This window comes from Photobacterium nomapromontoriensis (assembly GCF_050336815.1).
GTDB lineage: Bacteria > Pseudomonadota > Gammaproteobacteria > Enterobacterales > Vibrionaceae > Photobacterium > Photobacterium nomapromontoriensis.
In genome coordinates this window covers 109,304-124,406 of the sequence record NZ_JAKJSL010000028.1, presented here as the reverse complement: position 1 = coordinate 124,406, position 15,103 = coordinate 109,304, and the positions used below count along the sequence as shown (strand labels likewise).

At 44.3% G+C, this 15,103-nt stretch carries 11 protein-coding genes; 4 read left to right on the top strand and 7 right to left on the bottom strand.

Features of this window, described 5'->3' with window-relative positions; genetic code table 11:
* Positions 1–246: transposase (locus L4D12_RS12235; protein ID WP_428448124.1), on the top strand; the 246-nt coding region annotated here is incomplete at its 5' end.
* Positions 247–349: 103 nt separating this feature from the next.
* On the opposite strand, the gene L4D12_RS12230 is transcribed toward L4D12_RS12235, so the two are convergent.
* The gene (locus L4D12_RS12230) at positions 350–1,798 is read right to left on the bottom strand and encodes a YfcC family protein (RefSeq protein ID WP_428448123.1); all 1,449 of its coding nucleotides are present in this window, start codon (positions 1,796–1,798) and stop codon (positions 350–352) included.
* Positions 1,799–3,160: 1,362 nt separating this feature from the next.
* Here L4D12_RS12230 and L4D12_RS12225 point away from each other — a divergent pair.
* Complete coding sequence (locus L4D12_RS12225) at positions 3,161–4,162, top strand: porin family protein (RefSeq protein ID WP_428448122.1); 1,002 nt, start codon at positions 3,161–3,163, stop codon at positions 4,160–4,162.
* A gap of 76 nt (positions 4,163–4,238) precedes the next feature.
* The gene (ushA, locus tag L4D12_RS12220) at positions 4,239–5,894 is read left to right on the top strand and encodes a bifunctional UDP-sugar hydrolase/5'-nucleotidase UshA (RefSeq protein ID WP_428448127.1); all 1,656 of its coding nucleotides are present in this window, start codon (positions 4,239–4,241) and stop codon (positions 5,892–5,894) included.
* 47 nt (positions 5,895–5,941) lie between these two features.
* On the opposite strand, the gene L4D12_RS12215 is transcribed toward ushA, so the two are convergent.
* Complete coding sequence (locus L4D12_RS12215; RefSeq protein ID WP_428448121.1) at positions 5,942–6,082, bottom strand: hypothetical protein; 141 nt, start codon at positions 6,080–6,082, stop codon at positions 5,942–5,944.
* Positions 6,083–6,350: 268 nt separating this feature from the next.
* A complete protein-coding gene (locus L4D12_RS12210; protein ID WP_428448120.1) occupies positions 6,351–8,642 on the bottom strand; it encodes an Ig-like domain-containing protein in 2,292 nt (763 codons plus the stop codon).
* 247 nt (positions 8,643–8,889) lie between these two features.
* Between L4D12_RS12210 and L4D12_RS12205 the strand changes: the two genes are divergently transcribed.
* Positions 8,890–9,750 carry a hypothetical protein gene (locus L4D12_RS12205; RefSeq protein ID WP_428448119.1) on the top strand — a complete coding sequence of 287 codons (861 nt, stop codon included), beginning with the start codon at positions 8,890–8,892 and terminating at the stop codon, positions 9,748–9,750.
* Positions 9,751–9,843: 93 nt separating this feature from the next.
* On the opposite strand, the gene L4D12_RS12200 is transcribed toward L4D12_RS12205, so the two are convergent.
* The 4 genes from L4D12_RS12200 to L4D12_RS12185 are packed head-to-tail and all read right to left on the bottom strand — an operon-like array spanning position 9,844 to position 14,944.
* Positions 9,844–11,541 carry a hypothetical protein gene (locus L4D12_RS12200; RefSeq protein WP_428448118.1) on the bottom strand — a complete coding sequence of 566 codons (1,698 nt, stop codon included), beginning with the start codon at positions 11,539–11,541 and terminating at the stop codon, positions 9,844–9,846.
* Between the two features lie 6 nt (positions 11,542–11,547).
* Complete coding sequence (locus L4D12_RS12195; RefSeq protein ID WP_428448117.1) at positions 11,548–12,120, bottom strand: ECF-type sigma factor; 573 nt, start codon at positions 12,118–12,120, stop codon at positions 11,548–11,550.
* On the bottom strand, positions 12,120–13,586 hold the full coding sequence (locus L4D12_RS12190) for a chromosome partitioning protein ParA (RefSeq protein ID WP_428448116.1): 1,467 nt from the start codon (positions 13,584–13,586) through the stop codon (positions 12,120–12,122). The genes L4D12_RS12195 and L4D12_RS12190 overlap by 1 nt, the downstream gene beginning before the upstream one ends.
* Before the next feature lie 20 nt (positions 13,587–13,606).
* The gene (locus L4D12_RS12185; protein WP_428448115.1) at positions 13,607–14,944 is read right to left on the bottom strand and encodes a serine/threonine protein kinase; all 1,338 of its coding nucleotides are present in this window, start codon (positions 14,942–14,944) and stop codon (positions 13,607–13,609) included.
* Between the last annotated feature and the right edge of the window lie 159 nt (positions 14,945–15,103).

The following is a 15,103-nucleotide window of genomic DNA, read 5'->3' as shown; positions in this document are numbered from 1 at the left end:
GCTGATTGTGTTGAATTACCGTACTTCAAGTGGGTTAACACGATGATAAGTAATGTGAAAAACTCAATGCACGGAACTTACCATGCGATAAACAACAAGCATTTACCGAGATATCTCGCTGAATTCTGCTTTAAGTTCAATCGCAGATTTGATTTGGAAGAAATGATAGATAACCTGATTCACTCAAGTATTCAAACAGCACCGATGCCTGAGCGCTTACTCAAATTGGCTGAGGCTCGGTGGTAATCAGGTAGTATTAACACATAAAAATCAAGAGATAAGGAAAGAAGAATAAAAAAGACAAAAGCCACATTATGTGGCTTTTGTGTGATAAGCAGTGAGGTTGAGATTAAATCAGTGCACCTATACTTAATACGATCATGCAAAATACCATTAAGATTCCAATTAATGGCATAACCCATTTTATCCAGCGTACGTAAGGGACACGTGCGATGGCTAGGCCACCCATCACAACAGCGGAGGTAGGTGTGATGAGGTTGACTAACCCTGCCGCCGATTGATAAGCGGTGATCACCAGATCACGCCCTACACCAGCAAAGTCAGCCAGCGGTGCCATAATTGGCATCGTTAATACCGCGAGTCCTGACGTCGAAGGGACGAGGAAGGAGAGTAGAATTTCAATAAAGAACATGACGTTAATGAAAACAATGGACGATAGCCCGGTTACCATCTGTTCTGCGGAGTAAAGAATTGTGTCTGTGATCATACCTCGGTCCATGACGACCACGATGCCGCGAGCGATACCAATGATAAGCGCTACACCCAATAGGTCACGAGCACCATTGATAAAGCTGGTGGTGAATTCTTCCTCACTCATTCGTGCAACAATACCGATCATGATGGTTGAGGCTAAGAACATAGCTGAAATTTCTGCCATCCACCATCCCGCGACAGATACACCGTAGATCATTACTCCGAAAGAGCAAGCAAAGATAGTGAGTATTAACTTACGTGTACCAGTGAATTCAAGTTTTTCTCCGCTAGCATTGCCTAGGAAGTGTGCTTTATTTTCTTCATATTTATCATAAACAATGGACTTTGTTGGGTCGGTCTGAACCATTTTGGCATAGCGCATCACATAAGCGACACAAATCACCCAGCCAACAATCAACATGACGATACGCAGTAGGATGCCATCGGTAAACGGAATCGCGGAGGCACTCGCTGCGATTACAGTCGCAAACGGGTTTATGGTGGAGCCCAGCACACCGATGCCAGCACCCAGCAATACGGTTGCAGCAGCAACTAATGGGTCAAAACGTGCAGCCATCATCACGGGTACGAGTAAGGTGTAAAAAGGTAGCGACTCTTCAGCCATACCGTAGATGGTCCCTCCTGCAGCAAATAGCCCCATTAGGATGGGTATCATTAATTCTTCGCGACCTTTTAAACGTGTGGTTACGCGTTCTATACCGGCGTCTATTGCACCTGTTTTCGTCACGAGACCTAGGAATCCCCCGATAATTAGAATAAAGAGGGAAACGTCGATAGCAGCGGCTTCATAACTATTGTGGTCATAGAAACCATCAATTGGTGCCAGTAATATATCGACTAAATCTTGAGGATTACCGTCTACTCGTTGATAGGTGCCAGTAACTGGTACTTCTCGACCTAAATCTTCATTCATGGTTCGATCATATTGGCCTGCCGGGACTATCCAAGTAAGTAGTGCGACGAGTGCAATAAGAAGGAATAAAATGGTGTAAGCGGATGGGAATTTGAATGAACTAAATAAACCACTTTTTTTGGGGCCGGTTTTTATCGTCTGGGTTGTCATAGCTATCTCCTTATCCTAAGGATAAAAATTTCCGTGGATAATGCTTTATTTGTTAAAAGTAATTTTTAATAAATAAATTAGTGAGCAGTTCAAACGTATTGAAAAATGACAAAAATCAAAAACAGCATTTTAATGTGTTGATTGAAAGTGTAATGACCTCGCTTATGTTTTTATTAATATTAATGTGACTACTGCTGGCTAACTATGCTTTGGTTCACAAAAATCACCTGTAAATTACCGCTGCTTTTTGTTACTTATTTAAAGATGAATATTTGTGTTTTGATCATGGAATATTATGCTCATTGATTTTCGTTATCGTCGATTTTTTCTACACAGAAGATAGTATGATGTGGGATAGTTGGAACATTATTCAAAATATGAATTTTCTATTTAGCATTAGAATTCGTAATTCAGTTGATTTACATCAATTATCGGCTTCTGAGATTTTTTCCCTGAGAGACTCAGTACGCTGATGGGGTTGCTAACAAGCCAGCATCAGACAAGTGTGCCGAAGCCGCAAGGGACTGTGAACATCCGAGTTGGACGAACTGCACGGTTTGTGGAATGAGTCTGCCGATCATATACGGCGTTTATAAGTAGTCAGCAGTATTGGAGCAGTCAGTGTGGTGACGGTGCCGAGGGGACAATTGAAGGTGGTATCTTGAGGTAATGGAAGGACAGGCTATTCTTATAGGGAATACCAAGAAGGGGAATAGAATGAGAATAATGTTTGTAATCGTTAGTGCGCTGTTCTTATTTGCGTGTTCAACACCTGAAATTTATAACAATTCCTACCAGCCAGATGCCGATCAAATGGAGCGAAATGATGATGATCGCGCATATTATGAACGTTATTGATTTCATGTAAATTAATATGTCAGTGATATTGATTTAACGTAAAAGGCCAGTGCTGTAAGTGCTGGCCTTTATTTTCATACCGAATAATAAATCAAATAATCATATTTCCTTGTTGTATTTCAAGCTGCCAGATGAAGCTTGCCGTGTGACTTTGTAGTTACTCATTGGTGTTATTGTTGTTACGCATTTGTGTGTGTTTATTGGTTCAACACGCGCGGTAAACGTTTGCTTGTGGTATTTGTTACTTGTTCGATAATTGAGATGTAAAGCAGTAATTAATTCTGTAAATAATGATATTACGATAGAAACTCAATGTATTCGATTACATTCACGTGGTTGCAAAAAATCGCTCATGTATTTCAATTGCTAAACAAAATGTGAGCTGTGACGCGGTTATTAATCTTATTGTCACTATTATTGCGGTGCTTTTTGAAGCTACGTCACGGTCGTGATGGATATGGATAAGTTCGCAAATCCCATCTAAAAGGGACAAGGTAAATAACAATGAAAAAAACAGTATTAGCAGTAGCTCTAACTTCTCTATTTATTGGTGGCGCAGCACAAGCCGCAACTATTTATAAAAATGATAACGGCGATAACATTAAAGTTTATGGTGGCGCAGAAATTGGTGGTACGCTTGTTTCTGATTCTGCGAAATCACCAAAAGGTCCAGATACCACTTATGTCGACCAGTCATTTGGTACTATCGGTCTGAAAGGGCAAACTGGTAATTTCTATGCGAAATTTGAAATAGACGCTGAACGTGAGCACTGGACTGCTGATAACAAGTTACGTTTGGTTATCGACAAACTAATGGTTGGTTATAACTTCAACGATAACAACACATTGGAGTTTGGCCGTACAGATACTGCATACGATAAAGTCGATGCTTTTGGTGATGTGACCAATGATCTGGGTGTCGGTATTTCAGAAGCGGGCGATCAGGACAATACGGTTCGCTATATCGGTGATTTCGGCAAAATCAAGATGTCTATTTCGCATTCTCTAGAAGGTTGGGATGGCGATACTGTCGGTGGTGAACCAACGAAATATAGCTACATCACTGACTCACTATACGGTGCGGTAACAAACGGTTATATCGGTTACTACGGTGATTCATTCACTGTGATTGCTGCAGCTGAAGCGGGCGATGAAACTGAGATCTACTCTCTGCATGCTGAAGCCGATCTGGGTAAAGTTACCCTAGGTGGTCTGGTCTTTGATCAAACTAAAAACTTCAACGGCGGCAAAGATGAGAACACATTCGGTTTCAACCTGGGTGGTAAATATGCCCTGTCTGAGCAGCTAAGCCTTCTTGCAAGTGCTAACTATGCAGACGTAGAGGGTGACGACGATGCGGCTATCTACGGTGTGTTCGGTACAGAATACATGTATGCCAAGAACATTAAACTTGCTGCTGAAATTGCAGTAGGTGATGTGCTTGAAGGTAACAACGGTACAGAATCTGGTGTACTAGGATTCGCGAAAGCCTATTACTGGTTCTAATTTCCAACACTAATGTCTTTTCAGGGCTTCCCGGTTTCACTGCCTTCGGGAGGCCCTTTTTATTATGAGGTCTATGATGAAAATACGGAATATTGCTCTAACCCTACTCGCAACTGCGATTTCAGCGGCTTGCGTTGCTGCTGATACGACAGCGAATCAGGGCTGGGAGAAGGACAAGGAATACAGCATTACTATCCTTCATACCAATGATAACCATGGTAACTTCTGGCAAAATCGCAACGGTGAGCTGGGTATGCCAGCCCGTGCCACGTTGATCAATGAGATCCGTGAAGAAGTTAAAGCAGAAGGCGGCTCCGTCCTCTTGCTTTCTGGTGGTGACATCAATACGGGTGTGCCTGAGTCTGATCTGCAAGATGCAGAACCAGATTTCATCGGTATGAACATGATTGGTTATGATGCGATGGCAGTGGGTAACCACGAATTCGACAATCCGTTGGATGTCCTTGCTAAGCAGGTTGACTGGGCTAAATTCCCGTTTTTGGCGGCAAACATCTATAAAGATGGTAAGCGTATGTTTGCCCCGTACAAAATCTTCAATAAGCAGGGGGTTTCTATCGCGGTTATCGGCCTGACCACCGAAGATACCGCCAAGATTGGTAACCCGGAATACATTGGTGAAGTCACGTTTACCGATCCGAAAGTTGAAGCTAAGAAAGTGATTGCCGAGCTAAAAGCGGAGCATAATCCAGATGTGATCATTGCCGCAACCCATATGGGGCACTACGCCGATGGGGATCATGGCTCTAATGCACCGGGTGATGTGCTACTGGCGCGTTACATGAACGAAGGTGATCTGGACATGATCGTCGGTGGGCACTCTCAAGAGCCTGTGTGTATGGAAGGCGAGAACCGTTATGCTAAGTTTAAAGCGGGTGATAAGTGTGTGCCTGATGTACAAAACGGCACCACTATTGTTCAGGCGCACGAGTGGGGTAAATACGTTGGCCGTGCTGACTATACTTTCAAGAACGGTGAGTTCACTCTTGATTCGTATGAGCTGATCCCAGTTAACCTGAAGAAAAAAGTGAAAAACGAAGACGGCAAGAAAGTGCGTGTGTTCATTCAAGATGAAATCGCTCAAGATCAAGCTGTTTATAACACCCTGAAGCCGTTTAAAGAGAAAGGTCAAAAGGCATTAGAGATCGTGATCGGTAATATTAATGGTGATCTGGTTGGCGAGCGTAGTGTTGTTCGTAACAACCAGACTAACCTGGGCCGTTTGATCGCGATGTCACATATGGAGCGTGCTAAAGCTGATTTCGCGGTGATGAACTCAGGGGGGGTACGTGCCTCTATTCCTGCCGGTGACGTCACTTATAAAGATGTACTTACGGTACAGCCGTTTGGCAACATTCTGACTTACGTTGATATGACAGGCGCTGAAGTTCAGGATTACCTGAATGTTGTCGGTACGATGACGAAAGACTCAGGTGCTTACGCTCAGTTTGCAGGTGTCTCAATGACCGTTGCTGGTGATAAAGTGACGGATGTGAAAATTGGCGGCAAAGCGTTAGATGCCACGAAGACATACCGTTTCACGGTACCATCATTCAATGCTGCTGGTGGCGACGGCTATCCGAAAATAAGCACACACCCTTCATTTGTGAACACCGGTTATGTTGATGCCGAAGTGCTGAAAGAATTCATCACTCATCACTCTCCGATTGATGTGAAGGCATTCGAACCGAAAGGTGAGATTGTCTCTAAGTAATAGCGCCGTGGGCGAGTTTGCTTAGATAGTCGATAAAGAAAAACGGGTCACTTCGGTGGTCCGTTTTTTATGTTCAGCGTATTGAGATCATGAGCTAGCTTCTTCATCCAACGCGCCTTTACTGCCTTTAAGTGGGCGCTATGCTGCTGCTTGATTTGCTGGCGTAATTTATTTTTATTATCACTCATCAATCAATATCCATAAAACAGAGCCATTAAATCTTAATGATGCAGTGACAGAGATCGCACTGGTAAATTGCTTTAAAGAACAGACGTTGCCAGTAATTGCGTTTCAGGCGGGTGATTTTGGGGTGCGAGCAAGGCGTTGGTGTGCTCATGGTGAAGCCGTCCTTTATGAGAATCAGTGGCGATTACGGCCAGTTACTATCAGTCTGTCTGGGGGAGGGGAAATAGATAAAAGCCCTGCCATAAGGCAGGGCTTCATGAGAATTAATGATTATTCATCATTACTAGTACCAGTCCACATCATGTTGAATTTGATGGATTCCATAAATTTATTCTTAGCAGCAGCGATAACGCTGTATTTTTGTCCTTCCACTAAATCTTCATTGAGATTAATATTCATTACCACACCCTGTGGCGCGTTGTCAGCTTCTTGACAAGCATATGTACCAGTTGAATAAGTCATGTTTTCTGATGTGACCTGGAACTGAGAATAAAACTCTTGTAAGTCAGTACAGCTAAAGGTTTCGCTTTCATGGGTGTCGATCCATACGCTGACCTGAGATTGACCATCGCCTGCAACAGTATCTTTAATTTGTAGACTGGTAGAGCCGAGTACGTGTTTCTCTTCTTGGCTTGCTGGTACCGCCAGTTTGAAGTCACGGCCTTCAAATCCAGCGTCTGATTTAACGTTAAGGCGCTTTTCGACATCCCCTTTGTTGCTGAACCAAGTGTATCGCTCACCGTTACCATCTGACTCAACAGCGGTAATGCTAGGGCTATCGACACCAATTAAATGGTCTGCAATTGAGTAAGTGAAGATTTCATCTTGTGATACACCATCTTCAACAAACGAGTAAGTTGCGATTAAGTTGTTGCCATCAATGACGTAATTGTCAGTGTCGCTTGGTGTATCTGCAGCCGAACAGGTATTGGTATTTTCTGGATTACGAATATTCGTGTAAATTATGCCATTTTCAAAACGGTACGAATCACACCAAATGCGCTGAGGACCATTACTGTCACTACCATCGTCAGAACCATACTCTAGTGCGTACCACGTTTTGCCTTCCAGCGGGTTCTTGTCTGCTGGTGGTGGTACAACAACGCCTTCTTTTACTTCAGGTAAGGTAAAGGTTACTGATGTTTGTGAACCATCATCATCTTGAGCAGTAACAGAGAAGGTTTGACCCGCCACATATTGTTGGCTAGGTGTTCCGGTAATGGTGACAATACCGTTACCATTGGTTGTTGCTGTTAATCCTGCAACGCTGATGTTTCCTGCAAGCAGCTTGGTAATACTACCGTCGTTGTCATTAAATAGCGTCGAGATGTTCAGTGTTTGTTCAAACGCCTCACCGGCTTGCAAGTACCAAGCGTCTACTTCACTTTGTAGTGCGGTTTTTTCTGCATCAACGACCACTGGTGCTTGGTTCAGTGCTTCAATGTTAAGGGTAAGCTCTGTGCTAATTGTTGCTAGTTCAGCAGCTTTCGAATCCAGATCGGTTGCGGTCAAGGTGATCGTATAACTGCCTGGCTTCATGACTGGATGAGCGGGTGACAGTACTAACTTATCGCCCACAATAGAGGCAGTAATGCCTGTACCGTCAAGGTTGTTCTTAATTGAAGGGATAACACCGGCTTTTTGGTCAGCATCAACAAACAGACCTGCAATGGCGATTTCTGCACCAGTGAAGTTGTCGTCTTCTTTTAGTTTAGGCAGTGCAGCAACTACGGCATCTTTCACGGTTGCATCAACAATCAGCTTGCTGTTGGTGATCACTTCCGGCACTAAGTTGTCACTGTCAGGGGTTGTATCTTCAATGACAGGCTTATTGTTGACATCTTTGATGTCTTCGCCGTTTTCTACCATTTCATTAACAATAGCATCTGCTTTTTCGGCAAACTCAGTGGCTTTCTTCTCGTAGCTTGTTGGGTTCTTCGCTTTTGATTCCGTCAGAATTTGCGCTGTTTTGTGTAGTTCAGCATTGGCGTCATTGCCTGTTACGAAATCGCTGTATAGGTCAATCGGTGCTTCAGTAGTACCACCAAGCGCTTCATTAACAGCCGCTTCTGCTTCTTCTGCCGTTTTACCCGCTTTCATTTCAATCGCAACCAAGTCAGTGATCGGTGAAATTACGTCAGAGTTATTAGGCGCACGGAAAACCAGTTCATGAGCCATGGCTTGAGCTGGATGGTCCATATCGACGGTGTAAACACCTGCATATTTGTCGCCCATACCAATTAGCTGTGCTTGTGCAGCGCCATTTGGTGTGATGGTTTGTAGCGCAAGGGTACCTGTTGGTTTTTCGGTTAGTTCAACTTGGCCTTTTTCGTTGGTTAGACCAAGAATGTTTTCGTTCGCATCCCATACGCCGTTGTTGTTTTGGTCAACAAACATCACCGCATTTTTGAAGTAGCCGTCAAAACCGGTGATGATAACGCCGCCTGATGGTGGTGGGGTCACTGGGCCTGTATTGCCGTCAGTGTTGCTATCTGAACCACCACCGCCACAGCCTGTTAGTGCGATAGCGACGGATGCTGCAAGTAAACTAACCTTTTTCATTCTGGTTTCCCTATGCTGAGTATTATGCCACTGAGTTTAATTTGGTCTGCTTGTGTAAAATCTATTCAAGTTATTGTAAAAGCAGAAAAAGATGCGCATTTTTAACGAATTAAACAAGGGGCATCAAGACACGGAAAATAGAAAAAAAACCGCAAAATTTATTTCATTTATTTTTGCTGTTCAGATATTGGCAAATCGAAATGCTTGGTTAATATCGTCGCCCACAATAAGGCAATGGACAGAAAAAATGAGAGCATGGTATTGGTTAGGCTTGTTGCCTAGTGTAGCGCTGGCGGGATCCCCGGTTGATTCGGATGAATATGGTTATTCGTATTTGACGGTAGGGGTTGAGAATGTGACCTATCAAGAGGTATTTTTACGCAGTGGCGGCGCGAAATCGGATGCGACTACCACGAGCCCTTTGCTCAATACCGGCGGTCTTTATCGGATCAATGAGACTTTTGATTTTTCGATTGATGCCTTGGCCACGTTTTCACCAATGAGCACCTCAGAGTCTTGGAAAGACGGATCGGGGCAGGTCTATCAACGCAATCAATTTGAATACTCAAAGGCTGCCACCAATATTTTGCTTCATTATAAGTGGCGAGATAATTGGCGGTTTGTGGCTGGCCCATCGCTGACATATCAAACTTATACTCGCTATGGATTGCAAGGAGTGAATGGTTATGAAAACGCAGTATTCCGTGAAGGGGATACGTGGGAAGAAAAGTCGACCGATATTTTTGTCGATGCAGGTATCGCTTACGACAGCGGGTCATTGTTCAATGATGAAAAATGGCGCTTAAGTGGCCGACTTATTGCGGGGGTGCCAATCTGGAGTGTGACGAAAAATACCAAGTTTAAAGATACCACTTTTGATGATTTTGGTTTTCGTACAACGCTAGAAGGAACGCTCAGTTATGAGGTGATGAAGGGGTTACACCTAGGTTGGTACCTGATGGCAGGGTACGAATATCGGGCAGAGGCTGACCCTCAGAAAGTCACGTTTATTGACAATGATGGTAAGCCGCAACAAGGTTTAGCATGGTTGCCTGAAGCCCATATCTATACGCTCAATACGGGGATACAGGCACTATGGAGTTTTTGATACCGCTCTATGTATAACTCGTAAAGCATCATGGCTAGTCAGCAATAAGGGCATATATCGTCCCCTTATTGCTGGCTGATTCTGTGGTTAGTGCTATATGCCATCCGTCGCGAGTGGGCTGTTATAGTGTAAATTAATTTTAAACGTTTCGACGAGAGCGGCATATTCAGGTTTAGGCTTGAGTACGTAGCTGTATATTTCACCGGGAACAAAAAAATCATAGTTTTGATATTCCAAGTTCATATAAACATAGTTTTTCTTCCAGCCTGGATGAAAAGCCTCACCGCAGTCTATGGGGGCATTGTTAGTTGGGCTCACCGACGTGGAAATAATGTCACCGGTTTCCCCGACACCGGCTAAAACCGAACTCTGCCAGTAACGCAGTAGCTGATCACAACTGAGGTTGATCGTGGATGATTGCAGATTAAGATCTGAATCGAAACGGGTATAAGGGAGAGGCTGGCCATAATCAAAGATGTAATTACCAGCAATACCATGTACATAGCTACCATCAGGCTGTGGGAAGAGGTAGTCAAACATTTGCATCTGAAAGGCTGATTCACCGGTTTTAACGTTGAGTCTGGCTTCCATTGCCGATTTGTTTTTCTGTAGGGTATAGCTTTCAATGTGCTTACCATCATAGACGGTTGTAAATAGATTTTTTACGCCGAGTTGTTGTGATGAATCATATTCTTTTTTTACGACCCAGCGTTGCGGCGCATTGAGTTGTGATGTGGTGCTTGTGATCACAACATCATTATTTTTTGTGATGGTATATTGGCCAATCTCTTGTAGTTGAACATCCATCGGGCAGTGCGTTTTATTGTCAGCTGAGGCAAAGTAGACGATACCATGACGTAGTTGCCATGCTTCGCAATAGACAACGTCATAGTTGTAGTAAACCCCGGCGAGATATGGACCGGCTTCTAGTCGATACAGTGTGTCACCGACAAGAGGATGGCGTTCGTCGCTTGGCAGATGTTCGATAGGATCCAATTTGAATCTGGCTTTCACCCAAGCGGCATCGTCACTACCGTGGTGGTTGTCTCTTGCTTCAATAACCAACTCAGGTTGCGCGGTAGACGTTGTTGGAACGCCTTGGATATTGAGCAGAGGGCTGTTAATAACGTGCATACCTGCAATGGAAATAGCAGCTCGTGTCGTTAACGGATCGCCATCCGGATCGTCAAATAAGGCATCGATAGGGAGACGGTAATAGGCTGGCATATCTTGCGTAAAGGCCCATTTGTCGACCATGGATTGCAGTTGTCGCTGGATCTCAGCATTGACCCTTGGCGGTTGATTTTCACCTCCTGCTCCGTACTTGATCGCTTCTAATCGTACTTCAATATTATCGGCGGATGGCCGTTCTGCACCTGCAATGGTTGCCGTGTGTTGCGCCTGAGAGCGTGGCTGCTGGTGGGTCGCGGGTTGTTGCCGTTCTGAGGCTTGATTAGGTGCTGTACTGTCGTCTTGTTGCTGTAAATCTTCATCAGTTAATGATGATTCAAACGAATGACTAACCTCTGCGACAGGCTGATGGTTTTCCGTTTTGGAGACCACTTCAATGGTCGTCTGGGTTGTTGTTTTGACTGATGTGTGAGCACTCACCTTAGACCACGATGAGGGGGCTGAAGTGATAATGTTACCCGTCGTTGGCACCGGTAAGGATTGCGCGTGTTCAGACAATGGCGTCGCTGCTTCGCTGTAGGCATGGATGGCCCATCCCCCGCCAGCCGCTAGCGCTAACAAGGCCAGAGCTTTCCGATATAGTTTATTGGATTTTTGCATCGGAAATTATGCCATCCGCGATTGTAGCCAGCTGCGTGAGAACTTGAGGTCCTTTTCAATCAGGCTGGCACTGCATTCAAGCAATTCGCTGATCTCTTGGTTCTGCATTCCCATCAGGTATTTCAATTTCAGCGCACTTGATTGGCGTGGGTAGCGTACACTGAAGCTATCCAAGGCTTTGTCCATAATGATGAGCTGCTCAAATTGATCATCACTGGATTGATGGACAATGGTCAGTTGTTGCCGCTTTTGGGCTTGGAGTGTACGGGCATTGTCGATCAATATTTGACGCATGACCTTGGCGGCCATCAGGAAAAATGAACGCCTATCATGAATGTCATGTAATTCACTATTCGAAATTTTAAGGTAAGCATCGTGGATCAGTGCGGTGGTGCTATTCACACTGTCGGTCAGGACTTGATTATCAATACCATATTTCTCGGCGCTGCGAGCCCTTTCTTGTTCAGCAATTTTACGTAACTGCAGGTAAGCAAATTGATACAACTGACTTTCCGCCAATTTATCGCCGGCTTGCCAGTGCTGGATGATTTGGGTGAGATGGGATGATGATGGACGCATTATTGATCTCCAGCGACTTTTTTAAACTCTGATATGGCGTAAGTATTGATATCGTCAGAACCGTTAGTGTTCGGGGTAATGGTTTGCTGATAACGGTATAAGATACCTTGATCCCAGTGCTGGCCAGCGGGTAAGTATTCCCACGTTGTGTAGTGGGCGGGTTGCCCGAGTGGGTACCAACGCACGGTAACATTCATTTGTGCTAATTGGACATATGACGTTGAATTTTTTACCCACCACATATCAGCATATTCAGTTGTGACATTCCGGTTATAGGCTAATAGATCGGTTGGACAACTATCACCATTCAGGGGGGCTTGAAAAATCGTATGATCTTTTATCTGTAAGCAACTTTCCAGTATGTCTGTTTGTTGGTAAGTCGTTTGTTGCCATATGCCATTGTAATCAATCTGGCGGCCTTTATTTTCTGGATAGGTAAACCAGATCATTTCATTTTTATTGGCGTGTTGTATGCCAGCTTTAGGCCCTAATCCCTGTACTTTTTCCATGAAGAGCTGTGTCGTAGGGTCGAAACTAATGGCCATGGTGCGGTATTTCCAATCGCCTTCATCATCATGATCTTCCACGGCAAAGCCATTAAGATCGCTGCGTGTACATCCTGTCATACTGCATGCAGCCATACTCAACCAGTCATCAAAATTGGAGATAGGTTCTTTAATAACAGAGGTTATCGACTTATTTCGATCTAAATAGCAGCTATTAAAATAGTCACCAATGCTGGGATATTCGATCAGGTGAGTTGGGGTGATTTTATAACTAATTTCACCAATTGGCGTGTTATAAACAGGGCGGTCAATATACCTGAGATCAAGCACGCAAGCGCGTCCGAGGTGATTTTTTTTCTTGATAATGATATTTCGCAGTTTCACGTTGAGGGGAGAATAGATGACTTCATCAGAGGTAAAGTGGTGCTCGATATAATGTTGGCTCTGATTGAGGTGATCGACTGCCTCTTGGGTAGAAACCAGATCAAACGTTAACGAGTCTTTGATGCTATCAAGCACATTGAGATCGAGGCGGCGTAATTGTTGTTGAAAGGCAGGATCAGAGAGCATTTTACTGACCAGTTCAATCTCGGCTCTGTCTTGTGGGGTGTTATCCAGCGACAACAATAGCCGTGTCATATTGATGCTACGGCTGGGTGTTGAGGATGATAACGTAGGAGTGATCACCTCTTGTCCGGATAGCTGGGTGAGTAGATAGCTGTGCTCGTTGGTGCCGAGGAAGAAGCTGACGACATCCCCCGGATTATAGTGAAATGCCCCTTTGTCGGTGAATCCTTGTAAGTTAGAGCTGGTTTTATAGTACAACCCGGTTACTGGGGAATCGATAAAATAGCCAGTTTGAGGCAGCGGTGCGGTAGCTTTTTCCGTTGTCGGCGCGGCGGCGTGAGCGTGCTGTGCCAGTGAGCAGAATAGCAGTGTCGTGATGAGTTGTATTTTCATGTTTTTCGATGTTCCAGAACTTAAGCTTTAACGGGATCTTGAGTATTTGACTGCATGGGTACATCATGATTGGAATGATGCTGTGGTTTAGGTGTCATCATGATCAGCAGTAATCGCTGCTTAATATGCTTAGGGAGATCAGGGTTAGACAATATTCGCCGACGTGACAGTTCTAGCATCGCCCCAACGGATTTTAACGCGACATCACTTCCCTTGGCATGGAACATCATGCTGGTGACTTCAAACATCATATTTTCAGCAATGATTTTCTCTTCAGCCAATCGCTTGTTTTTTGCGGTTAAGGTGGCGGCGAAAACCATTACAGAGACCAGTAATAATGAGATCAAAAAAGAGGGGACTGGTCGACGCTGAATGAGTTTGCGGGTGCAATAAAACACTAAATGCTGTTTGGCTGATATTGGACGGCACAGTAAAACATGATCAATGTCTTGGCGTAGTTCGCTGACACTGGCATAGCGTTGGCTGGCTTGATGTTTTGTTGCTTTGACGATCACTGTGTGAATGTCTCCTGTTACGTCAGGAAAGAGCAATGCGAGAATTTTACCGAGTGAATAAAGGTCACTTTGCTGGGTGAGGAAATCGCCCGATTTTTGCTCTGGGCTGGCGAAATGCTCGCTAAATGCGACTAAACGGGCAGCAGGGGAGTCACTATTGAGATAGCCTGCCTGGGTCAGGTTAAAGTCCAGTAGTTTCGGGTGGTGGTCGTTATCCACTAGAATATTTTCTGGTTTGATATCGGCGTGTAAGATCTGATTTTGGTGTGCATGCTCAATCGCCTGACAGATCTGCTTAAATAGCGTCAGTTTTTCTGTTGCTGTGAGTGCATTGTCTTCGATAAAGCGATCGAGTGTCGTACCATCGACATGCTCCATGACGGTGTAGACGCAACCTTGATATTCTCCGCCATCGAAAACTTTCGCAATGCAAGGGTGATTGAGGCGTGCTAATAACTGCGCTTCAGCAAAGAGCGCATGCTTTCCCAATACCTGCGTGAGCGTGGGTTGGATAAATTTTATCGCCAACTGTTGCTCAAAGGTTTTATCAGCCCGATAGGCAGCATACACAACGCCCATCCCGCCTCGTCCTAACTCATGAGCTAGTTGATATTTGTCAATAGCATGATGGCTGAAATCAAGATCGTCATCGGTGGCGAGTTGAGCATGAAATCCCAAGAGTCCGGTGAAGGGTTGATCGGTATCAACGGCAAGCAAAGGCAATAGCTGCTGATATACCTCGGGATTGTCTGCTTGCAGCGTGATTAAAAACGCATGTTTTTCTGCGTCATCAAGATCAAGCAAATGATAGAACACTTGGGTGGAGGTAGAGTCTAATTGCACAGGTTACTACTTATTTTTTTGCTGTAGTGTAATCATAACCAGACATATTCCTGTGAGCAATGTCACATAATTTTTTGTGTAAAAAATTATTCTTTTTATTGGCTATTTTTGCAGCAACACATTGGTTTATTTGAAGAAAAATCGATATTTACCTGAGCG

Excerpts from the sequence above, each read along its gene's own strand:
- L4D12_RS12195 (WP_428448117.1), bottom strand. The coding sequence starts at position 12,120 with ATGCGTCCATCATCATCCCATCTCACCCAAATCATCCAGCACTGGCAA.
- L4D12_RS12200 (WP_428448118.1), bottom strand. The coding sequence starts at position 11,541 with ATGCAAAAATCCAATAAACTATATCGGAAAGCTCTGGCCTTGTTAGCG.
- L4D12_RS12190 (WP_428448116.1), bottom strand. The coding sequence starts at position 13,586 with ATGAAAATACAACTCATCACGACACTGCTATTCTGCTCACTGGCACAG.
- L4D12_RS12210 (WP_428448120.1), bottom strand. The coding sequence starts at position 8,642 with ATGAAAAAGGTTAGTTTACTTGCAGCATCCGTCGCTATCGCACTAACA.
- ushA (WP_428448127.1), top strand. The coding sequence starts at position 4,239 with ATGAAAATACGGAATATTGCTCTAACCCTACTCGCAACTGCGATTTCA.
- L4D12_RS12230 (WP_428448123.1), bottom strand. The coding sequence starts at position 1,798 with ATGACAACCCAGACGATAAAAACCGGCCCCAAAAAAAGTGGTTTATTT.
- L4D12_RS12215 (WP_428448121.1), bottom strand. The coding sequence starts at position 6,082 with ATGAGTGATAATAAAAATAAATTACGCCAGCAAATCAAGCAGCAGCAT.
- L4D12_RS12205 (WP_428448119.1), top strand. The coding sequence starts at position 8,890 with ATGAGAGCATGGTATTGGTTAGGCTTGTTGCCTAGTGTAGCGCTGGCG.
- L4D12_RS12225 (WP_428448122.1), top strand. The coding sequence starts at position 3,161 with ATGAAAAAAACAGTATTAGCAGTAGCTCTAACTTCTCTATTTATTGGT.